Source organism: Gemmatimonadales bacterium, from assembly GCA_036500345.1.
GTDB lineage: Bacteria > Gemmatimonadota > Gemmatimonadetes > Gemmatimonadales > GWC2-71-9 > Palsa-1233.
On record DASYCE010000007.1, the window covers coordinates 105,560 to 127,724 of the forward strand.

At 67.5% G+C, this 22,165-nt stretch carries 16 protein-coding genes; 4 read left to right on the plus strand and 12 right to left on the minus strand.

Features of this window, described 5'->3' with window-relative positions; translation table 11 throughout:
* Positions 1-9: 9 nt before the first annotated feature.
* Genes VGM20_03035 through VGM20_03050 form a run of 4 tightly spaced genes read right to left on the minus strand, consistent with a single transcriptional unit; the run spans position 10 to position 8,759 of the window.
* On the minus strand, positions 10-2,229 hold the full coding sequence (locus tag VGM20_03035) for a hypothetical protein (GenBank protein ID HEY4099834.1): 2,220 nt from the start codon (positions 2,227-2,229) through the stop codon (positions 10-12).
* A gap of 14 nt (positions 2,230-2,243) precedes the next feature.
* Complete coding sequence (locus VGM20_03040) at positions 2,244-4,463, minus strand: GWxTD domain-containing protein (protein HEY4099835.1); 2,220 nt, start codon at positions 4,461-4,463, stop codon at positions 2,244-2,246.
* Positions 4,464-4,486: 23 nt separating this feature from the next.
* Entirely contained in the window at positions 4,487-6,814 is a 2,328-nt protein-coding gene (locus VGM20_03045; GenBank protein ID HEY4099836.1) for a tetratricopeptide repeat protein, read from the minus strand.
* 43 nt (positions 6,815-6,857) lie between these two features.
* The gene (locus tag VGM20_03050; GenBank protein ID HEY4099837.1) at positions 6,858-8,759 is read right to left on the minus strand and encodes an N-acetylmuramoyl-L-alanine amidase; all 1,902 of its coding nucleotides are present in this window, start codon (positions 8,757-8,759) and stop codon (positions 6,858-6,860) included.
* A 189-nt stretch (positions 8,760-8,948) separates the two neighbouring features.
* On the opposite strand from VGM20_03050, the gene VGM20_03055 reads away from it, so the two are divergent.
* Positions 8,949-9,869: a protein phosphatase 2C domain-containing protein gene (locus VGM20_03055; GenBank protein ID HEY4099838.1), complete on the plus strand. Its 921-nt coding sequence runs from the start codon at positions 8,949-8,951 to the stop codon at positions 9,867-9,869.
* 20 nt (positions 9,870-9,889) lie between these two features.
* On the opposite strand, the gene VGM20_03060 is transcribed toward VGM20_03055, so the two are convergent.
* The gene (locus VGM20_03060; GenBank protein ID HEY4099839.1) at positions 9,890-10,999 is read right to left on the minus strand and encodes an anhydro-N-acetylmuramic acid kinase; all 1,110 of its coding nucleotides are present in this window, start codon (positions 10,997-10,999) and stop codon (positions 9,890-9,892) included.
* Positions 10,996-11,922: an N-acetylmuramic acid 6-phosphate etherase gene (gene murQ / locus VGM20_03065; protein HEY4099840.1), complete on the minus strand. Its 927-nt coding sequence runs from the start codon at positions 11,920-11,922 to the stop codon at positions 10,996-10,998. Before murQ ends, VGM20_03060 begins: the two co-directional genes overlap by 4 nt.
* Before the next feature lie 149 nt (positions 11,923-12,071).
* Between murQ and ggt the strand changes: the two genes are divergently transcribed.
* A complete protein-coding gene (gene ggt / locus VGM20_03070; GenBank protein HEY4099841.1) occupies positions 12,072-13,766 on the plus strand; it encodes a gamma-glutamyltransferase in 1,695 nt (564 codons plus the stop codon).
* Positions 13,767-13,933: 167 nt separating this feature from the next.
* Here the strand turns inward: ggt and VGM20_03075 are convergent, their stop codons facing one another.
* The gene (locus VGM20_03075; GenBank protein HEY4099842.1) at positions 13,934-14,800 is read right to left on the minus strand and encodes a hypothetical protein; all 867 of its coding nucleotides are present in this window, start codon (positions 14,798-14,800) and stop codon (positions 13,934-13,936) included.
* 50 nt (positions 14,801-14,850) lie between these two features.
* Here VGM20_03075 and VGM20_03080 point away from each other — a divergent pair, with 50 nt between their 5' ends.
* Entirely contained in the window at positions 14,851-16,596 is a 1,746-nt protein-coding gene (locus VGM20_03080; GenBank protein HEY4099843.1) for an ABC transporter ATP-binding protein, read from the plus strand.
* Between the two features lies 1 nt (position 16,597).
* On the opposite strand, the gene VGM20_03085 is transcribed toward VGM20_03080, so the two are convergent.
* Genes VGM20_03085 through VGM20_03100 form a run of 4 tightly spaced genes read right to left on the minus strand, consistent with a single transcriptional unit; the run spans position 16,598 to position 19,260 of the window.
* Entirely contained in the window at positions 16,598-17,323 is a 726-nt protein-coding gene (locus VGM20_03085; GenBank protein ID HEY4099844.1) for a cytochrome c biogenesis protein CcdA, read from the minus strand.
* Positions 17,320-17,808 carry a Fur family transcriptional regulator gene (locus VGM20_03090; GenBank protein ID HEY4099845.1) on the minus strand — a complete coding sequence of 163 codons (489 nt, stop codon included), beginning with the start codon at positions 17,806-17,808 and terminating at the stop codon, positions 17,320-17,322. The genes VGM20_03085 and VGM20_03090 overlap by 4 nt, the downstream gene beginning before the upstream one ends.
* Positions 17,801-18,196 (minus strand): hypothetical protein, encoded by a 396-nt coding sequence (locus tag VGM20_03095; GenBank protein ID HEY4099846.1) that lies wholly within the window; start codon positions 18,194-18,196, stop codon positions 17,801-17,803. Before VGM20_03095 ends, VGM20_03090 begins: the two co-directional genes overlap by 8 nt.
* Positions 18,190-19,260: a hypothetical protein gene (locus VGM20_03100; GenBank protein HEY4099847.1), complete on the minus strand. Its 1,071-nt coding sequence runs from the start codon at positions 19,258-19,260 to the stop codon at positions 18,190-18,192. Before VGM20_03100 ends, VGM20_03095 begins: the two co-directional genes overlap by 7 nt.
* Positions 19,261-19,344: 84 nt before the next feature.
* On the opposite strand from VGM20_03100, the gene VGM20_03105 reads away from it, so the two are divergent.
* Positions 19,345-21,426, plus strand: a complete 2,082-nt coding sequence (locus VGM20_03105; protein ID HEY4099848.1) for a TonB-dependent receptor — start codon at positions 19,345-19,347, stop codon at positions 21,424-21,426.
* Positions 21,427-21,429: 3 nt separating this feature from the next.
* Here the strand turns inward: VGM20_03105 and VGM20_03110 are convergent, their stop codons facing one another.
* Positions 21,430-22,095, minus strand: coding sequence for a hypothetical protein (locus tag VGM20_03110; protein HEY4099849.1), 666 nt, complete (start codon positions 22,093-22,095; stop codon positions 21,430-21,432).
* Positions 22,096-22,165 lie beyond the last annotated feature (70 nt).

Sequence of the window (22,165 nt, forward strand, 5' to 3'; positions counted from 1 at the left end):
GTGCGGCGGCTACTTCACCACTGTGAATGTTCGGTCGCGGGCCACGCGGGCGTTGCCGCCGGCGGTCACGACGATCTCGAGCCGGTAGGTCCCCGGCTTGAGTCCGCTGATATCGACATCGCGCTGGACCGGGTCGGGAGTTGCAGCCGCGGTCGGAGCGAAGGCGAGCCGAAGCGCCGGCGTACTCTGGCGATCGTGGTAGATGCTCAGTACGGCGTGGTACTGCGATCCCGCCGGTACGCCGCCGACTTCGCAGTAGAGTTGCATCGGTTCGGAGCGATGAAATGAACTCAACGGGTTGACCCACACGGTGTCGCCGCGAGCGGTGGTCCATGGCAGCGGCACGCTGCGGGAGCCGAGCGCAAGATCCGACAGGTCGAGCCGCAGTGCGCCTGTTGCGGCGACACGGACCGGCTGCACCGGCGCGATCATGCCACGGCCCGGCGTCTCGACTTCCACCCGCACGGTATACTCACCCGGAGGGAGATGCATCGGCACGCGGCCGACGAGGAAGCGCTCGTCCGCGATCGGTTGCGCCGCAACGAAGCGACGCAGCGTATCCACCGTGGCGATGACGGCATTGCTTCCCTGCCGCCGCACCGATGCCCTGATATGCACCGGGTACACCACCGGACCGGCGGCAGGTGGCGCGTACAGCGACGTGCCCGGAATCGCGAAGGCGATCTGCAGCAGCGGTCCCGCGGCGTCGACGCCCACGGCAATCGCGTTGACCGTCGCGTCAAGCGGAAGCTCATAATCCACCGCGTGGCTCTCACCGCTGGCGATGCTGCTGTCGCCCTGGGCCCGCTCCTGCCGTTGCAGGGCCAGCGCACCGCGTTTCCCCTGCGACAGCATTTTGCCGTAGGTCGCGCTGGTGTTCTCACGCGAATAGAGCATCTCCTGCGCAGTCTGCGCCGTCCAGCTCGCACCATAGGTTTCGACCGCTTCGCCCCGCGCGGCCATCCCCTTCACGTCGCCGTGTCCCGTGGCGCGAAGCGGCGTGCTCAATGCCAGGATATCGAAGACGCTCGAGACGCGGTGGAAGCCGGTCGAGTCATCGGTCCGCACAAAGTTGAAGAGCAGGTCACCGCCGGTCGCAGCGGCGGCGTAGTGCCAGGTCTCGTTCGGCGGCACGCCGACCTGGTTGAACCAGGTGTGCTCGTCGGGCGGTCCGTGCAGGATCCAGACGACCCCCCGGTCATCAAACGCGGGCCCGATCGGATTGGTGTCGACGGCGATGTCGGCGACGTAGTGCGGTGTCGGACGGACGAACGCCAGGCGCGCATGATCGAGGCGGTGATAGTGTTCGCGGAGCCGGGCGGCAACCGATCGCTGTTCTCCCGCGTCGTCAAATCCCAGGAAGCGTTGCAGCAGTGCCACGCGCGCGGTGGCGTCGTCCTGGTCGAAGCGTCGCGCGATCGAATCGGGGAGGAGCGCGACGAGATCGTCACGATAAAGTCGCACGACGGCGCTGTCCGCGGCGGCCAGGCCATCGAACCAGTCCTCGGCGCCGGCGTCGTCGCCGATGGCAAAGTCGCTCCGCGCCATCTCCAGCAGCGTTGCGGGATCGCGCGGCTGTCGCCGCAGCAGCGCAACGGCGAACCACCGGGCCGAGTCCGGACTCCCGGCGAGCCGTTCGAGGCGTACGCGATCGAGCGCGACGACGGCGTTGGCCGCGTCGATGTACGGGGCACCGTGGCGCAGCGCCGCCAGTGCAGCTTGCAGCTCTATCGGATGCGCGTTGGCAACGGCGATGGTTGCAAGGGTCAGCAACGGCTCCGGATCACCGCCCGCGACGGAGCTGCTCCGCTCGAACTTCGCAGCGATATCGCTCGCCTGGTTGCGGTGCAGAATTCGCGCGACGCTCCCGGCAGTGACTGGCTGATTGTCGATGAGGTTGAGTTGTGCCAGGCCGCGTCCGAGCCACCCGGCGGCCCAGTCGCGATGGGCGGAAGTCACCGCCGCGAACGTCGCATCCGCGATGGTGAAGTCGATCCGGCGCTGTTCCAGCTCGCCCTGTCGCAACTGCGCAAAGCCGAGGCGGAGTTGTGCGGCATCGTGCCGTGAGCGCTGGCGCATCTCGGTCGACAGCCGATCTTCGATGGCGATGATTGCAGCGGTGTTGTCGATCGCACGCAGCGAATCCCGGAATCGATCGAGGACGGCCGGATCCGCGGAAGACTGTGCAGCGGCGCCGTGCAGCGCCCCGATCACGATCGCGACGGCCATCGGGTGGCTGCGAATCACTTGGTCACCGTGAACGCGCGCCGGCGGACCGCGCTCCCACCCGACGGAGCCATGACAGTGACCTCGAGGACATAGTTCCCGGTCCCGAGGCGACCGATATCGAGCTCGCGATGCACCCGGTTGGGAACCTCGGTCGCAATCCCCTCAAAGCCGAGATCGAGCACCGCATCCTTGTGGCCGGATCGGAAGACGCGGTATTCCGCATGGTATCCGCCGCCTCGGGCGACGCCGCCGACTTCGAAGAAGAGCTCCACCGGTTCCGAGATCCGGAAGGTACGGAGCGGATTGATCCATGCCGTGTCCGCGGCACCGGTGGCCCACGGCAGCGGAACGCTCCGCGAACCGAGGGCGAGATCGGAGAGCGTCACCGATGGCGTGGAGAGCGCCGCAACGTGCACTTGATGCGGTGCCGCGATGACGCCGCGGCCGGGGGTCTCGACCGAGACACGAACCGTATAGTCGCCCGGCGGAACGCTGATCGGCAGGCGACCGAGGAGGTCTTCGCCCTCGGGAATCTGCCGCGGTGCGACGAAGTTCCGCGTGGTGTCGACGGCGACGATCAATTCACCCGCGGCGTTCTTCACCGCCACCCGCGTCCGGACCGGATAGACGACGCGCCCGGTCGACGGCGGCGCGTACAGCGACGTGCCGGGGATCGCGAAGACGACCTGCAATTCCGGCGTCGAGCCAACCGACCCCACCGCCAGGACATCCACCGTCGCGGTGAGCGGCAATTCGTATCGCATCTTCCAGCTGTCGGTCTGCAATCCGACGCGGATACTCTTGCGTCCCTCGGATCGTTCGGCGACCTGCGAGGCATGGGCGCCCGACGCGCCAGCCGACAACATCTGGCCGTACGTCGGCGACAAGTTTTCCCGCGAGTAGAGCAACTCGCGTGCGGCCTGTGCCGTCCACGCCGCGCCGTAGGTTTCCATCACGCCGCCGCCCTCCAGCCGCGCACGGACGTTCCCCTGCCCGGTATGCTGCGCAGCGGCACCGAGCCCTGCGATGTCGAGGAGGCTCTCGTACATCCGCCATCCTTGCGCGCTGTCGGGCTTCGCGAAGTGAAAGAGCAGGTCGCCACTCGGCCGCCGGTACACCCAGCTCTCGTTGGGTGGCAGTCCGATCATCGAGAGGGTGGCACGATCGTCGGGCTCGCCGTGTCGGACATAGATGCGGCCGCGATCATCGAAGCGGGAGTCGGTGGGATCGAAGACCCGGAGCGAGTCGTAGCGCCCCGAAACCATTCCGAAATGGCGATGCGAATAGTCGAGCCGACGGTAGTGCTCGCGCAGCCGCTCGGCACCGGCGTTGACCGCATCCGGGTCGCGCGAATCCCAGAAGGTGCGCATCAGCGACGCGCGGGCCGCCGGCTTCGACGCGTCGAAGAGATGGAGCATCGAATCGGAAAGAACCAGCGACAGGTCGAAGCGATACATGCGAAGCGTCGCGCTGTCGGCCGACGCGAGGCCGGCGTACCACGGCTGCACACCGGAGATTCTTCCGGCTGCGAGCTCCGTCCGTGCGAGTTCGAGCAGTCCCAGCCCTCGCGTGCTGCCCTCGTCGGTCAGCGCACCGAATTCCGCGACGGCAGAATCGACATCACCGGCTTCCCGCTCGACGCGACCCCGCAGCAGCAGGATGTCGGGGTTCCGCGCAATCGGCGCGGCGCCAACGTCACGGAGCGCCTCGAGCGCGACGGCGAGATGCGCCGGAATTCCCTGCCGCAGCGCTTCGTTGCCCACGTCGAGCAGCCCTTCGGTGAACATCGAATCGACTTCCGCGCTCCGGCTGAAATGCCGTGCCGGCGTGCGGTAGGCATCATGGCCCAGGGAAAGAAGAAAGCCTTTCAGCGCATCCGAGATCCGGTCGCTCGAGATCAGCTCTGCCTTGCCGAGGCCGTACCAGGCATACGGCCATTCGGGCTTCAGTTCGGTCGCCCACTGGAATTCACCGGCGGCGTCGTTGGCATGCGAGGCACCGGTCGTGAGGTCGGTCAGACGGAGCGACAGGAATCCCAGCCGGAGGTGCCGCATCGGATTGTCCCGATCGGCGCGAGCGGAGTCGACCTGGGCCGCCTCGATGGCGAGGAGCGCAGTAGTGTCGGTGCTGCGGGAGAGGGAGTCGCGCCACTGGCGCACCACGGTGCGCTCCGAGGGCGTCTGTCCGCGCAACGGAGCGGCGAGCGATGCCAGCACCAGCACGAAGGCCGCCACGCTGGCGGCGCGCCCGGGGAACGCTATGGCACCAGCACGAATTCCTGACGTCGGCTCGTCCTTTCGTGACCGCCGGACGACACGGTCACTTCCAGAAGGTATCTCCCCGGCTTCTGCTTGCCGAGGCCGATCTCCTGATGGATCACGGCAGTCGACCCGGTGCTGCGCTGGGTGGTGGTCACGTGGAAGGCGGCACGTCCCTTCCCGAACAAGCCCAGCACCCGGCTCACGATCGACCGGTTGCCGGGTCGCGTCACCGAGAGTTCGTAACGGTAGGACGCGCCGCGAGGAACTCCGTTCACTTCGAAATACAGCTGCAGCGGCTCCGTGGCGCGGAATTCCGCCGACGGACTGATCCAGATGGTATCACCCTGGACCCCGCTGCGCCACACCGGAACGCTCCGCGCGCCGACGGCAAAATCCGACAGCGACAGCGCCGTGTCGCGTGCCGACGAAACGTCGATGGTATCCCGATCGCTGATCACCCCGGCCCGCCCGACCTCGAACCCAACGCGAACAGTGTAGTGACCGCGGGGAACGGCCAACGAGATGACTCCCACCCGTTCCCCCCACCGGTCGGTGGCGAGAGCGTCGACCGCACCGACAGTGGTATCGGCGGTCGCCGCCACCGTGCCGTCGCGGCCGAGAATCGCCGCTCGCACCCGCAGCGGTGCCACCGAATCGCCGTGAAGCCCGCGAACCGCCTCCGACGGCAGGGCGAACGCCACCTGAACCATCGGTGAGGCCGAGTCGCCTCCCACGGCGAGCACCTGCGCCGCAACTGGCAGCGCCGCGGCGTAGCGATGCGGCCAGTCATCGGTGGTGGTGCCGATCCTGATGCTTCGCTGTCCGATATTGCGCTCTTCGGCCTCGATCCCCGACGCACTTCCCCGGCCGGCGCCGAGCATCCGCGGATAGATCGGATCGAGATTCAACCGCGACCGGACGATCTGTTCGGCGAGTTGCGAAAGCGCCGCATCGCTGGCGCGCTGCCGAAGTTTTCCGGCGCTGTCCTGCGAGATCCTCACCTGCCGCGCGCCGACACGCGGCTGGATCGGAAGCCCTTCACCATGCAGGTCGCCGGAGTTCTCCAATCGGATCGCGTTGGCATATCCGACCAGGTCAAGCGCGCTCTCGACCAGGCGAAAATCGGTGACCCCCTCCTCGGCCACGAAGTGGAAGAGAAGATCGCCAGTTGCCCGGTGATACACCCATGATTCGTTGAATGCCACGCCGGGAAGTTCGAGCGAGGCACGATCGTCGGGCGTCCCCTGCCGGATGTAGATCACGCCGCGGTCGTCGAAATCGACCACAGCCGGGCGGTATCGTTCGATGATATCGTAGTGCCGGTGCGTCGACGCGACGCGGTAGTTCCGCCGGGCATAGTCGAGCCGGCGGTAGTGCTCGACCAGTCGCTCGCCGGGGAGACGCAGTTCGTCGCGATCGCGGAGGTCCCAGAAACGGCGCAACAGCGTCACGCGTGCCGGATCGGCGTCGGCGTCGAACGTCTTGAGCGTGCTGTCGGGAAGAACGAACTGCATATCGCTGCGATACAGCGCCGCCGTGGCCGGATCGGCGATGCCGAGGCCGTGGTACCAGGGATCTCCGCCATCGCGGCGGCCGAGTCGGAAACGGGCCCGTGCCTGTTCGAGCAGCGCAACGGCGTCCTGCGGATGCAGCGCCACGAGCTCGTCGGCGGCAGCAATGGCGGAATCGGGGGAACCGACTTCACGTTCGATGCGCGCCCTGGCGAGGAGCACCTCGGGGTTGTGACTCGCCGGCGTCGCGGCCGCGTGGCGCAATGCATCGAGCGCGACGCCCATCCGGACATTGATCCGTTGCCGCAGCGCCGTATTGGTCAGCTCCACCAATCCACGCACGAAGGCCGGGTCCACTTCGGCGCTCCTGGCGAAATCCGCCGCGGACCGGGTCAACGCGTCGCGACCCAGTGCGTTCTGCAGCCCGCGCAGGATCGGGATCGGCGAATCGCCGACGCCGAGCTCGGCGAGGCCGAGACCGAACCATCCGTACGGCCATTTCGCCTGCAGGTCGACGGCCCACTGGAATTCGGATGCGGCGTCCTCGTAGTGCTTGTGCCCGGCGAGGTCGCCCAGTCGCAGCGCGATGAACCCAAGGCGCAGGTGCGCCGTGGCGCTGTCGCGCAGCTCGTGGCTGGCGCGGGAAATCAACCGCTTTTCGGCGGCGAGGAGCGAGACGGAGTCGTTGACCGCGGCGAGGGAATCCCGGAAGGCCTCGATATCGGCTCGTTGTGCGGTCGACTGCCCCGCTGCACCGATCACCGGGACGGCAACGAGAGCGGCGAGCAACCAGCCGGCGGAGCGCGATCCCATCGTCTCAATCTACCAGCGGCGCCGCGCACTGGCCTGACCGATCTTACCGCTCTTGAACCTTTTCCGGCCGACGGGCCATCTCCTGCAGGTAATCGGTGATTCCCTCGACGATCCCCGCCGCGTATGCGCGCCGCCCCTGCGCCGTCCGCAAGGCATTCTCCTGGTCGGGGAACATCAGAAAGAGCCCTTCGGTGAGAATCGCGGGGTACCACGTCGGCCGGACCAGCGCGAGATCGCCGCGAGTGACCGCGAGATCGGGAAGTGCAAGATGGGTGACAAGGCGCTGTTGAACGTCGCGCGCGAGCGCCAGTGACTGCGGATGATTGAAATAGGTGCTGGTGCCGTTGTTGGTGAACGGGTTGAGCCCGTCGGGAAGTGCGTTCTGATGGATCGACACCAGGAGGTCGGCATCGATCGAATCGGCGAAGGCGACTCGCGCACCGAGTGACACCGGACGATTATCGATGCGTGTCAGGCGCACGTCGGCGCCGGCGGCAGCGAGCTCATCGCGCACCACGAGCGCGACGGAGAGATTCGCTTCCGGCTCACAGAGTCCGGTCGGGCCGCACGCGCCGTTGGGCGGATGCCCCGGGTCGATGACGATCCGGCGTCCCGCGAGCGGATGGAGTGAATCGATCGGCGGCGGTGCGCGGAAGTCGTAGATCAGGTCCGTGCCGTCGATACGGCTTCGCCATCCCCACAGCGGGCGGTCGAAGGAGATCTCCAGTGCCACTCGGTCGGCCGATTCCTGGCGCGGCGTCACCAGCGAGACGAACCGCTGATGCGCGCCGTACCGGATCCAGTTGGTGTTCGACACGGCGTCAAAGAGATGGATCACGATGCCCCGATCGGTTTCCTCGACCTGCGACGGCACCGCACGAGTCAGCGGGATGCGCAGCGTCGCGCCGTACGCCGTTGTCGCGAGAATGGGGGAGCCGACGATGGCAGACCGGGCGTCGTCCACCGCACGCGCGAGATGCACCTCGCTCAGCGGAACCCAGGCGACGGACTGACGTGACAGTCGGAGCCTCGCCTGATCGCCGGTCCACATGTCCAGCCGAGTCCTGGTGCCGGACGGAAAGAACCAGGTATAGGTGCCGCCCGGATACGCTCGACCAATCGTGATCCGCTCGGCGCTGGTGTCGTTCGACAGCAGCACCGCGAGGGGACCGGTACTGGTGCGGGTGACGCTGATCGGCCAGCGCAGACGCGTGGTGTCGCCGGCCAGGATGATCTCGAGTTCGGGGGGCTGACCCGTCGTCGCGACGTGAGCGCCGGGGGCAAGCTCGCCGTTCCGCGCCGGATTCAGCGAGCCGCGAACGGTCGCGACGTAGCGATCGTCGTGCACCGGACGAACGAAATTGCGATCGTCGTGATCGAATGCGCGCACCCCTTCGCGCACCGGATCGGCGATGGAATCCGACGCGAAGCGGATCACCGTCCCGGTTGAGGTCCGGAGCCGCACCTCGGCACCGGGGGCGGCACGCACCGTCAACGGCAGCGGCTCGTCGGGCGGCATGGCGATGTCACCGGTCGGCGACAGGGAGTGCGGGTCGACCCAGGCACCGACCTCTCGCACCCATCCTGCGCGCAGCAGTCGCAGCGACGATGTCGCGGAATCATGCCCGGCCCGCGCCGTGATTCGCAGCGTGAACGCGGAGTCAGCGGGGATCGCCACCCACGCAAGCCACGCCCCGTTTGGCGCCACATGCGCCGGCTGCCCGGCTACGGTGACCGTCGCATCGCCGTTGCCGGAAGTGCCGAAGAGGAAGATCGAATCGCCGACATCAAGCGCCGTATTCGGCTGCGGGTAGGCGACCACCACGCGGAGCGCCCCGTGGACCGGCGGCACCGGCGGGAGCGAATCGGACTGCTGCGCGCAGGCGCTCCCGGTCACCGATGTCAGCAGCACGACAGCGCACGTAAGCTTCTTGAATGGCGTCACTTACAGTCCATTCGGGTTGCCGCCTTCCGGCGTGGTTCCTATCTTCCCGCTTTCCGCAATGACGCCCTGAACCGGAGAGACGCCACGCCGCACGTTCGCGCCTCGTATTTCGCGCTCACCGATCGCGGTCGGACCAGGGACCACAACGAGGACACCTTCCTCATTGCGGATCTCGGTGCCACGGCAGCGGTGCGCGAATCGCGGCCGGCCGGCGGCGACGTCGGCGAACGCGGCGCCCTCTATCTCGTGGCCGACGGAATGGGCGGCGCGGCCGCCGGTGAGGTTGCCAGCGAGATGGCGGCGACCAACATCCATCGCTACCTGATCGACACCTGGCGCAGCGACAAGCAGCTTACCGAAGACCGTTTCGCACACCGGCTCAAGGAAGCGGTCGAGCTCGCCAATCTCCAGATCCACAATTATGCGCGCGAGCACCCCGAAGTCCGGGGCATGGGGACCACGGCGACTGTCGCCGGCCTCTGGCGCGACCGCCTCTATCTGGCGCAGATCGGCGATTCGCGCGGCTATCTCGTGCGCGGCGGCGAAGCGCGGCAACTGACCCGGGACCAGTCGCTGACCCAGCGGCTCGTCGATGTCGGAGAGCTCACCGAAGAACAGGCGGAAGCGAGCGAGCGGCGCAACATCATCCTGCAGGCGCTCGGGCCCGACGCGCTCATCAAGGTCGATCTCAGCTGGCAGCCGCTCCAGCGGGGCGATGTCCTGATCATCTGCAGCGACGGATTGTCGAACCTGGTGCGCCGCGACGACCTTGCCCGCGCCGTCGCCGAGGAACCCGACCTCTCCACGATCTGCCACCGCCTCGTCTCGCTGGCGAACGAACGCGGCGGTCCCGACAACATCACCGTCGTGGCCGTGCGGTTCGAGGGCGATGCCCTGCCCGAGACCGCCAGCGACGAACCGGGATATCATGAACTCAAGACGTCGGCCGAACGGCCGGCGCTGCAACCAACCGCTGCGATGCCCGCGGTCGCCCGCCCCACCGCGGCGCCGGCGCCGGCGCTGCGGCGCGGATCGCCCACCGGTGTCGCCCTGGCGGCGCTCGCCGTCGTCATGGCGTTGATCGCCATCGCCCTCTTCCTCCGCCGCTAACCGCGTACCGTCGCGCGCCGTCACGGCGGCGTGATCGATCCCAGCACTCGCGGACCGTTGGCGCCGGTGGCGCCCGGCACGTTGCCCGGTTGCCCGTGCAGCGTCAGCCACCCCAGCAGGGCGAACGCCGCGGCTTCCTTTGCCTGTGACGGAAAGAAGAGATCGTCGAAGCGCGTGAGCTCCATCCCGCGCGCCGCCAGTTGCGTGGCAAGCGTGCGCATGAGCACGGGGTGCTGCGTCCCGCCGCCTGCGGCCACCACTTCGGGCGCCTCGGGGAGATGCGCCTCACAGAAGCGCACCACACTTTCGACGGTGAGCGCCACGGCGGTGCGAACACCATCGGGACCGGGGACGCGGCGATGCAGTTCGGCGGCGTAGCGCTGGCCAAAGAATTCGCGCCCGGTGCTCCGCGGCGGCGGCCCCGCGAAAAACGGCGCCTGCAACAGCTCGGTGAGCACAGTTTCGTCGATCGTCCCCTGGTCGGCCAGCGCGCCGTCGTCGTCGAACGACAGTGACGGATTCACCAGCCGCGCCACTCCGTCGATGATCGCCATGCCGGGCCCCGTGTCGCCCGCGACGACGGCATCGAGATCGGCGCGGCGCCGCACCCACGTCACATTCGCCATTCCGCCGAGGTTGAGGAGGATCCTCGGATGATCGGCCGCACCGAAGCAGAGCGCATCCGCGACGGGGACCAGCGGCGCGCCTTGACCCCCAGCCGCCACATCGCGGGAGCGGAAGTTGTGGATCACCTTGACTCCGAATCGCTCGGCGAGCACGGCGGGCTCACCTAGTTGCCAGCTGACAATCGGCGGCTCATGCCAGATCGTCTGGCCGGGAAATGCGATCGCGGCAATCGCGTCGGCACGCACGTGCGAGAGTTCGAGCGCCACCTCGACCGCATCGACAGCCCAATCCGCGAGCGCGGTGTGGAGTCGCGCGGTCTCCGCCACGCTGGCGCCGGCGAGGACCGCCTCGATCCGGCCGCGTTCGGCGGGGCTGTACGGCCGGTGCGCAAAGCCGACCAGTTCGAGTCGCGTCGGTCCGCGCACCCGGACCACCGCCGCGTCCATTCCGTCGAGCGATGTCCCTGACATCAACCCGACCAGGAGCATCGGTGCTTCGGTCATCTGTCGCCTCCGGTGGGCGGCGTGCCGACGATGGCGCGAAGGCGGCGGTCGACGCCATCGAGTCGCGCGGCCGCGGTGGCGGCATCGACCTTTTCGTGCAACATCACGATCGCCGTGCGCACGTTGCCATCCGCGCGCGCAATTGCGTCGCGCGCGACGTCGCGCGTCACCTGCAGCACCTCCATCACGATCCGTTCGCCGCGGTCGCGCAGCTTGGCGTTGGTCGCCTGAAGATCGACCATCAGATTGCCGTACGTCTTGCCGATCCGGACCAGCGCGCCGGTGGTGAGCATGTTGAGCACCAGCTTGGTCGCCGTCCCCGCCTTGAGACGCGTCGATCCGGTGATCACCTCGGCGCCGACGTCGACGTGGATCACCTGATCGACAGTGTCGCGCATCGTTGCGGGAGGTTCGGCGCAGGTGAAGAAGATGGTGCGCGCACCGATCGCATGCGCGGCGATCAGTGCCCCGTGCACGAACGGCGTGGTACCGCTTGCCGCGATTCCGACGACCACATCGCGGTCGGAGAGCTTCTGTTCGGTGATCGCGGCCGCGCCATCCTCCGCGCGATCTTCCGCCCCCTCGATCGATCGCACCAATGCGGCAGGACCGCCGGCGATGATCCCCTGCACCATCTCCGGTGGCGTGCCGAAGGTCGGCGGGCACTCCGAGGCATCGAGGACGCCGAGGCGCCCCGACGTGCCGGCCCCGACATAGAAGAGCCTGCCGCCGCGACGGAATGCGCCCTCGACCAGGCCGATGGCCGTGGCGATTGCCTCGCGAGCGCGTCCGACGGCCGGCGCCACCGTCGAATCCTCTGCGACGAAGAGGTCGACCAGCTGCAATGGGTCGGCGGTATCGATCTCCGCCGACCGTGGATTCCGGCGCTCGGTGGCGCGGAGCGGTTCGCTCGATGCAGTCATGGCGCCCGGGTGAGCGTGAGCGGTGCGAATCGAAGCAATATAGGCCGCCGCCTCGGCTCCGCTGCTATTCTTCTCCACCCCATTCCGCCGTCGTGAGGGACCCGATGCCGTTCTCCCGCACTTGCCGAATTGCCACCTTCACTACCGCCATGATCACCGGCGTCGCATCGGTCGCGCCGGCACAGGGGGCGCCGTCGGTCAACGTCTCGCCCACCTGGCGGTACGCCGGCAAGGCACGCGTCGCGACCGGTGCCCACGGCATGGTCGCTTCCGGGAGCGCCATCGCGAGTGAAGTCGGTCGCGACATCCTCAAGGCAGGAGGCAACGCCGTCGACGCGGCGGTCGCCACCGGCTTTGCGCTCGAGGTCACGCACCCCGAAGCCGGCAACATCGGCGGGGGCGGCTTCATGATGATCCGGATGAAGGACGGCAGGACCTACGCGCTCGACTATCGGGAAACCGCGCCGGCGGCAGCAACGCGCAACATGTATCTCGATTCGACCGGCAAGGCGATCCCCGGCAAGAGTATCTCGGGAGCGCTGGCCTCGGGAGTTCCCGGCTCGGTGGCCGGGATGCTGGAGGCGCAGAAGCGATTCGGTCACCTCCCGCTCGCCCGGGTCATCGATCCGGCGATTCAACTCGCGCGCGACGGCTTCGTCGTCGACTCCTTCCACGCCCGCTCGATCGCCAGCGCCGCCCGGCGCTTCACGCAGTACTCGCCGGCGGCGCTCGCCCAGTACTCGATCGACGGCAAGCCGCCGGCACCTGGCGCGCTGCTGAAGCAGCCCGATCTTGCGCGCACCCTCGAAGCGATCCGCGATCACGGCCGCGACGGCTTCTACAAGGGACCGGTGGCGAAGGCGATCGCCGACGAGATGCAGCGCGACGGCGGGATCATCACCGAAGCCGACCTGGCGGCGTACCAGCCGAAGTGGCGCGATCCGGTGAAGGCGACGTACCGTGGCTACACCATCTACTCGATGCCGCCGTCTTCCTCCGGTGGCGCCACGCTCGCGTTGATCCTCAACATCATGGAGGGATTCGGCCCGCTGCCGCCGTTCGGCTCGACGGCGCTGGTTCATCGCGAAGCGGAGGCCATGCGCCGCGCCTTCACCGACCGCAATCGCTATCTCGGCGATCCGGACTTCGAGAAGCTGCCGATGCTGCCGACGATGGAATCGAAGGCGTACGCCACCAAGCTGCGCGAATCGATCGACGTCAACCACGCCACGCCGACGCCACCGTTCGATCCGTCGATCAAGGATGGCCCCAGCACGACGCACTACTCGGTGGTCGACGGCGACGGGGACGCTGTATCAACGACGACCACCCTCAACGATTCGTACGGTTCAGCGGTCCTGGTGACCGGCGCCGGCTTCCTGATGAATGACGAAATGGACGACTTCGCCACGGTCCCGGGCAAGCCCAACATGTTCGGCCTCGTCCAGGGCGAGATCAATGCGATCAAGCCCGGGAAGCGGATGCTCTCGGCGATGACGCCGTCGATCGTCCTCGACAAGTCGAACAAGCTGTACATGGTCGTGGGAACTCCGGGCGGGCCAACGATCATCACCCAGGTGTATCACGTGATCAGCAACGTGATCGATCATGCGATGTCGCTCCCCGACGCCGTCGCCGCGCCACGGACGCATCATCAGGGATTGCCCGACGAAATCGACCTGGACAACGGTGGCTTCACCGCGGCGCTGGTCGACTCACTCAAGGCAATGGGACACACCGTCCGGATGAAGGGCGGTGGCGACGTCCAGGCGATCATCCGCACGTCGCAAGGATGGCAAGGGGTCAGCGATCCCCGCGGCGGCGGGAAGCCCGCGGGGTACTAGCGACAATTTGCAGGCGATGCCGTGGGCTGCGAGCGCCGCCCGCCGCGCTGCCGTGGGGTGCCCGGAGCACGCGTCCGGCGGGGGCACCCCTGTTGGGATCGCAACGGCGCGACAGGCAGCCGGCTAGCGTGCGCAGCGGCAGCCCCACGGCATCGCCAGCAACATCTCTAGCTCCTGCTGAAATCCTGACCGAGCACCAGCGTCATCTCCGAACCGGCGTGAACGATGATGTCCCTGTCAGCTGTCTTGGCGGCCACTGCCGCTCCCGCCGCGCCGCCACCGACCGCACCAACCACCGTGCCGGTTTTCCCGCCGATGATGTGACCGACGATTGCACCGATCGCCGCTCCGGCGCCGGTCTTCGCCACCTCACTCGTCCCCACGCCGCGCGCCTTCATCTCGTACTGGTAGTCGGTCGCGTGCGCGGCGATCGGATAGCGCTCGCCGCGAATCTCGACGCTGCGCGCCCGCAGTTCGAGTGTCCCCTTCTCGCCGCGTTCCGGTGCCCGGGCGATGTCGGTGATTTCGAGCGACATGACCGACCCCGCCGGAATGACCGTCTCGCCGTTCGCAACGATATCGTGTTCGACACGCACGTGGACGACATCGCCCGGCTGATTGAACCTCGAATGAATCGAATCGATCGTCGTCGCACCGATCGCCGTTCCGCGCGGCAGCACCAGCGCGCCGGGGCGTTGCGCGTCGCCCTGCGGTAGCGGTTCCGGTTCGGCTGCCGGCGCCGGGGCCGGGGCCGGGGCCTGCTGAACCGTGATCGGGATCGGCTGGTCGTGACGCGGCGGCGGCGGGCGGCGCCGATGAAGCTCGACCGGCACCGGTACCGCCTGGGGGACATAGACCGTGTCGGGCGGCGTTGCCGAGCGCGCGGTGTCGCCGAGCGGTGCGGCGGCCGGGGCCGGGGGTGGCGGGAGCGTCGACGGGACCGAGTCCCCGACGGCGACCGTGGTCGATTTGGGCTTGCCGCATGCCCCAAGGCCGATCAGCGCCACCAGCGAAAGCATCATCGTTCGAGTCATCGTCGTACTCCTGCGTGAAGGATCACCGGGCCGCCGCTACATTGTGCGCGATGCGAGCACTGCGGCGACTGCGGAAGTATTTCCGGCGCTACGCGAAGGCGTATGCGCTGGGCTTTGCGTGCATGATCGGATCGAATCTGCTGGCGACCTTCGTGCCGCGGTTCATGCAGCACGGGATCGACGCGTTGATCGCCCGGAACTGGAGTGCCGACGAGCGCGCGGCCATGTGGGTCGCGATCCTCGCGCTCGGCGGCGGCGTCCTCCGCTTTGGCATGCGCTACCTGCTCAATGGCGCATCGCGCCGCGTCGAGACCGACCTCCGCGACGACCTCTTCCAGCACCTGACGTCCCTCTCGGCGACCTTCTTCCAGCGGCACCCGGTCGGCGATCTCATGGCGCGGTCGACCAACGATCTCCTCGCCCTGCGCATGGTCGCCGGCCCGGCGGTGATGTATCTCGTCGATACCACCGCGCGCACCATCATGATCGTCCCGATGATGGCGGCGATCTCGCCGTCGCTTACCCTCTGGGCGCTCCTCCCGACCCTCGGCCTGCCGCTGGTCATGACCATCCTCGGCGCCGAAGTGCATCGGCGCGCCCTCGGCGTGCAGGACCAGTTCGGAGACATCTCCTCGTTCGTACAAGAGCACCTCGCCGGCTTGCGAGTGGTTCGCGCCTATGCACAGGAGGGCGCCGAAACAGAGCGCTTCCACGCCCTCGACCGCGGATACCAGGAGCGCAACATGTCGCTCGCCCGCGCCCAGGGGATCTTCAACCCGCTCCTCTCGTTCCTCGGCGGCTCCGGCGCCGTGATCACCCTTGTTCTCGGTGGCCGCAGCGTGATCGCCGGCCGGATCACCGTCGGCGAGTTCGTCGCGTTCGGCGTCTACCTGGCGACGCTGGTCTGGCCGATGATCGCGCTGGGCTGGGCGGTATCGCTGCTGCAACGAGGCGATGCCTCGGCCGACCGGATCGACGCCCTCTTTGGAGTGACGCCCGATATTACCGATCCCGCACACCCGATCGAGCTGCCCGCCGCCATCGGCGGGCGCCGCGTGACCTTCACAGACGTGTGGTTCCGCTATCCCGCCGGTGAGCACGCGCCATGGGTGCTGCAGGGCGTGAGCTTCGACATCGCCGCGGGGGAATTGCTCGGCATCGTGGGCGCAACCGGTTCGGGGAAATCGACGCTGATCGATCTCCTGGTGCGAACCTACGATCCGGAGCGCGGGCGGATCACCGTCGACGGGATCGATATCCGGCAACTGCGCGTCGCCGACCTGCATCGCGCCATCGGCATGGTGCCGCAGGAGACTTTCCTCTTCTCCGAGACGGTGCGCGACAACGTCCTCCTCGGCACCGCGGATGATGGCCGGCTCGATCGAGCGGCGGTGGTCTCGCGGCTGAGCGACGCGCTCCCCGATCTGCCTGCCGGGTGGGACACCCTCCTCGGCGAACGCGGGATCAACCTCTCAGGCGGCCAGCGGCAGCGTGCGGCGATTGCCCGTGCCCTGGTGCGCGATCCCGACATTCTGGTCCTCGACGACGCATTGAGCGCCGTCGACGCGGCGACGGAAACGGCGATCCTTCGCGAACTCGAGGCGGCGACGTCGAGCCGCACCCGGTTGATCGTGTCGCACCGCTTCTCTGCGGTGCGGAATGCCGAGCAGATCCTCGTGCTCGATGGCGGCGACATCGTCGAGCGGGGAACGCATGATGAGCTGGTCGCACGCGGCGGGCGGTACGTCGAGTTGCTGATGCGCCAGGAACTGGAAGCGAGCCTGGAAGAGGCGTGAGTTACAGCAGCTGTCGAATGAATTCCGGCGTCAGCCCTTGCAGCCAGCTTGCCAGCCTGGTGAAGTCGCCGGTGACGAGCAGTATGCCCACCGCAATCAGGACTGCGCCGCTCACCCGCTGAATCCACGGCATCCAGCGGCGGAAGCGAAGAAACGCCTCACGGAAGCGGTCGAGTGCCGCAGCCGCAAGCACGAACGGCAACGCAAGCCCCGCGGAATACGCCGTGAGCAGCACCACGCCGTGCATCACGTTGCCGCTGGTGCCGGCGAGGACGAGAATCCCGCCAAGCACCGGGCCGATGCATGGGGTCCACCCCGCGGCGAACGCCATCCCGACGAGTGCCGACCCGAGAAATCCGACCGGCTTGTCTTCAAGGTGGATTCGCCGCTCGCGATCGAACCACGACACCCGCAACACACCGATGGTGTAGAGGCCGAACGCGATGACGATGATCCCGCCGGCGCGCGCGAGCGCGATCTTGTGGAAGCGCAGGCTCGCGCCGAGCGCCGTGGCACCGGCGCCCAGGGCGATGAAGATCAGCGAGAATCCGGCGACAAAGAGGAGCGAGTGGGCAACGGCGCGATGGCGGTTCCCGCTCATTTCATCGAGCGTCATCCCGCTCAGGAAGCCGATGTAGCTCGGCACCAGCGGCAGCACGCACGGCGAGAGGAACGACACGAGGCCGCCGGCAAAGGCGACGAGCGGCCCAGCCACAGCATCGGTCACGACGTGCGTCCTGCGCGGGCGAGGGCACCGGCGTCGGCTTCGCGGCAGACCTGGCAGAGGCCGCGGATTTCGACGCGGTGCGCCTGGTGCTGGAACCCCGCTTCGTCAGCGACGATCGGAAGGATTCGTTCGAAGCGCTCCGTCGAGAACTTCGCGATCCGCCCGCAGCGCGAGCAGATCAGGTGGCCGGATGGTCCCGGATCGAGCAGCGCTTCGTACCGCTTGAATCCTTCGCCGAAATCGTGGGCGCGCACCAGACCGCTCTCGAGCAGGAGGTCGATCGATCGGTAGATCGTCGCGGTGCCGACGTGGGTGCCGCTGTCGCGAAGGCGCCGGGCGACGCCGTCGACGGAGAGATGCTCCCCGCCGGCGAAGAGCGCGCCAGCCACCAGGTCGCGCGGTCGAGTGATCGGGAGGTGACGGTCGCGGAGCCATCGGTGGAACCGTTCCACCAGCTTCTGCGAAGCGTCGCCGGCGTCAACCATCGGTCGCGACAACCTCGACCGGCGGCGGGAACCACAGCACCAGCTGGACCGGCACCGGCGGTTCCTCGTCATCGGCGCGCACCGGGACGAGCGCCAGCAGCTCCTGCAGCGCTTCGATCGGCCCGCTGCCGACCTCGTGCAGCTGCGTCTCGAAGCCGCCGCGCTGTTTCCCCTTGATCGTCGCCGTGTAGGTGGCGGTGTAGATCCGGCGCCGCTCGCCGTCGACGCGGGAAATCACTGCGGTGCCGAATTCCTTGCGATCGCGGCGCAGTACACGGAAGACCCACACACCGTCGACTTCGCCGGCGGGGAGTTGCTCATTGAGCCACGCGGCGAGGCGCTCCCAGTTCGGTCCCTCCCCGGGACCACGCGGTTCCTGCGTCAGCATCGTTCGAGCGACATTCGGAGGATGTGCATGAAATCCTGGGCGTTGGTAACGACACCGTACGCCTGATGGGTGCCGCGGTCGCGCAGCTTGTTGACCACGAACTCCGTCTGGTCGACGCAGATCGTCATCAGCGGCGTCGGCTGGCCGTCGTCGGTGTGAGTATGGAAGGCGGGGAGCATGTTCCCCACCGCGATCGCGTGCAGTGCCGTCGCGATGAAGACGGCACCGGTCGCCTTGATCGTGTGTTCGCGCATCGCGTCCTGCGCCTGCAGCGAGTCGCTGATCACCTCGGGGAGCGGTCCGTCGTCGCGAATCGATCCTGCCAGCACGAACGGGATGTCTCGTGTCACGATCGCGTGCATGATCCCCGACTTGATCAACCCCGAGTCCACAGCTGCGCGGATCGAACCGGCCCGGCGGACCGCGTTGATCGCGCGCATGTGGAGTCCGTGCCCGCCTTGCGTCGGACGCCCGCTGTTGTCCATGCCAAGCGTCGTGCCGAAGATCGCCGCCTCGATGTCGTGCACGGCGACGGCGTTCCCTGCCAGCACCGCCTGCACGTACCCGTTCGCGATCAGCCATTCGAAGTCGTTGCGCGCCCGCGCGTGCACCAGCGCCGGTCCCGTGATCCAGATCAGGTAGCCGCCGCGATCCTTCTCTTCCTGCACGCGCGCCGCGAGGTCGTCGTAGTTGACCGGCCGCTCGCGCGACACCTGCGTCCCCATGAACTGGAATTCGTTGGCGCCATGGGTTTCGCCCAGAAATCCATCGGTCGAGACGACGACACCTTCGCCGCCATGCTCATCAAGTGCGGTGAGGACGAGGTCGCCGCTGCGGATCTTCCGCATCTCGACCGTGTCGAGCACCTCTCCCCGCCGGACGATTGCGCAATCCATCCGCGGCCGGATCGGCGCCTGCCACCCGCTCTCGAGGCGAACGTAGGTCGGCAGGTTCGACGTCGAGAAGAATCCGTCCGGGAGGACGCCGTCGCCCGGCGCCGCGACGAACGTCGCGATCGGCGCGGTAGCATACGGAGGTCGAGTGACATCGGGGAGCCAGGCCATCTGGGCGGAAAGGTAGGGCGCCTCGGTGCAGCGGCAAAGCCGACCGATTGCCATCCCGGCGTACCCCCTCCACGTTTCCCGCCGATGCGACTCTCCGCCACATCGTTTCCCCTTGCACTCTCGCTGATCGCGGCGCCACTGGTCGCGCAGAATCCCGATTCCGCCCGGACGATGCCGTCGCTCGAGGTGACCGTCACTCGCCAAGCGGCGCCCCTCTCCTCGCTCGGCGCCGCAGTCACGGTGATCGACTCCGCGAGCGTTCGGCGTGGGCGAATCGGGACCGGGCTCGACGAGACCCTCGCCTTTGTCCCCGGCGTGGTCGCCGAGAATCGCTGGAACTACTCGGTCGACGAACGGGTTGCGATCCGCGGATTCGGCGCCCGCTCCAATTTCGGGCTGCGTGGCGTGAAGGTCCTCATCGACGGGGTACCGCAGACACTTCCCGACGGCCAGACCCAGCTCAACAACCTCGATCTCGGCATCGTGTCACGCGTCGAGGTGATGCGCAGCGGAGCGTCCGCGCTGTACGGCAACGCCGGCGGCGGGGTCATTTCGTTCACCACAACGGCGGCGCCAGGCGTTCCGTGGGTGATCACGGCTGCGGGTGAAGGGGGAACGTTCGGCACGTCGAAGGAAGAGCTCACCGCCGGCGGACGCACCGGGCCCGTCGGCGCGACGCTGTCGCTGTCGAGGTTCTCGACCGATGGATCGCGCCAGCAGAGTGCTGCCGAACAGAAGCGGCTCAATTTCGGGCTCGACTGGGCCGCGTCGCCGAGGACCACGGTGACCGTGCGCCTGAGTTCCGCCGACGATCCGCGGGCACAGAATCCCGGCGCGCTCACCGCCACTGAGCTCGCCCTCAATCCCGATTCCGCATCGGCGGCGAACATCCGCCGCGGCGCCGACAAGTCGATCACGCAGACGCAGCTTGCGTTCGGCATCCACCACGATGCGTCACATCTCCATCTCGACGCCACCATTTTCGGGCTGACCCGCAATCTGAACAATCCCCTGGCCACGCCGCCCCCGGCGCCCGCCGCAGCAAACGAGGGGACGTATGTCGGGATCGGGCGACTCCTCGGCGGCGCGCGCGCCAGCGCCACGGTCGATCTCGGCACGCTGTCGCTCACCGGCGGATTCGACGCGCAATCGCTGCGCGATAACCGCACCAATCGCAGGTCCGTTGGTGGTGTGGCGACCGACACCCTGATTCTCGATCAGACCGAACGCGTTGCCGAAGGCGCGGTCTTCGCACAGGGATCGATACCGCTCACCGCCCGCCTCACGGCGCGGGCCGGCGTGCGGCGCGACATCAATCACTTCTCCGTCGGCGACCATTTCCTGACCGACGGCGACGCCAGCGGCTCCCGCACGATGCAGGCGACCAGCGGCGACGGCGGAATCGCCTTCAGCGTCTCGCCCCATCTCACGGCCTGGACCGATATCGCCACGATCTTCACCACGCCCACCACAACCGAGCTCGCCAACCAGCCAAGTGGCGCCGGCGGGTTCAATCCCGACCTCAATCCGGAGCGGAGCGTCAATGTCGAGGTTGGAGTGCGCGGCGCAGCGTCAGCGTTGAGCTACGAGCTTGCCGCGTACCACACCACCACCAATGATGCGATCGTCCCGTTCAACGAGGTTGGTGGACGCACCTACTTCACCAACGCCGGGAGTACGCACACGCGCGGCATCGAAGGATCGCTCACCTGGCAGGTACTACCGCGGCTAGCGCTTGTCGGCACGTGGACCGTCACCGACGATCGATTCGGTGAATACCGCGTCGTCAATCCGACATCGGTCGATACCCTCGACGGCAACCGCGTCGCGGGGATTCCGCAGGGCGTCGGCCGGATCGGGATCCGCGGATCGATCGGCCATGGCTTCGCAATCGACGTTGACCAGGGTTTCACCTCGTCGATGTTCGCCGATGACGACAACACCATTAACGTCGCGAGTTGGGGCGCCGGCGTCACCGGCGCCAGGCTCAGCTGGCATGGGACCCTCGACGGACTCCGTGCCACGCCCTACATCGCCGCGCTCAATCTGTTCGATCGTCGGTATGTCGGGTCGGTTACCACGGACGGCGCCGGCGGCCGCGTCTTCGAGCCGGCCGCCGGGCGGACGATCTACGTCGGAATGTCGCTCACTGCGTCTGCGAAATAGCCGCTAAAAATGCGTGGCCAGCCCGATCGTGACGAAAGTCGGATCGATCGTCAGGTGACCACCGCTGTCTCCATCTGCATTCTGCCAGCGGAACCCGAGATTCAATGCGACTGACTTGCTGAGCCGTATGTCGGAACCGACGACAAAGCCCTTGGCGCTGAATACGTTCTTCGGCGTGTAGGAGAACGTTCCGGCGCTCGACGCGAAGCTCAAATCGTGCGGATAGATCACGTACCCGATCTGCGGTCCGACCCAGATGTCGACCGCATCGGCGTGGACCAGATGCAGGTTGAGCGAGAGCAGCAGCGGCACCACCGTCACGTGATCGGTGTCGACGGTGCCGGCTGCTGCGGTGGTGGTGAATTGCACCTTGAGCGAACTGTATCCGATCGCCCCATCGAGGCCGATCCAGCGGTTCATCCGCAGTTCGGCGTCGGCGCCGAAGCCGGGAGCTGACCCGGCCACCTGCAGCGACACCGTGCCGAATCCCGGCGAAGCAAACGCTTCATTGTCCGTCAACACATAACGACCCACAGCGCCACCCCAGATACGTCCGTGCAAGCCTGATGCAGCCACCTGCGCCGACGCAGCGCCCTGCCATGCCGCGAGGAGCAACACCGCACCGATCGTCGCACGCAACGGGTGTGTCGTCTGACGCCCTTGTTCCATTGGTTACCTCGTCACGCGAGTGAATGAACCACACCATCAGTGATTGCTCGGGTGACGACCTCGCGCTTGG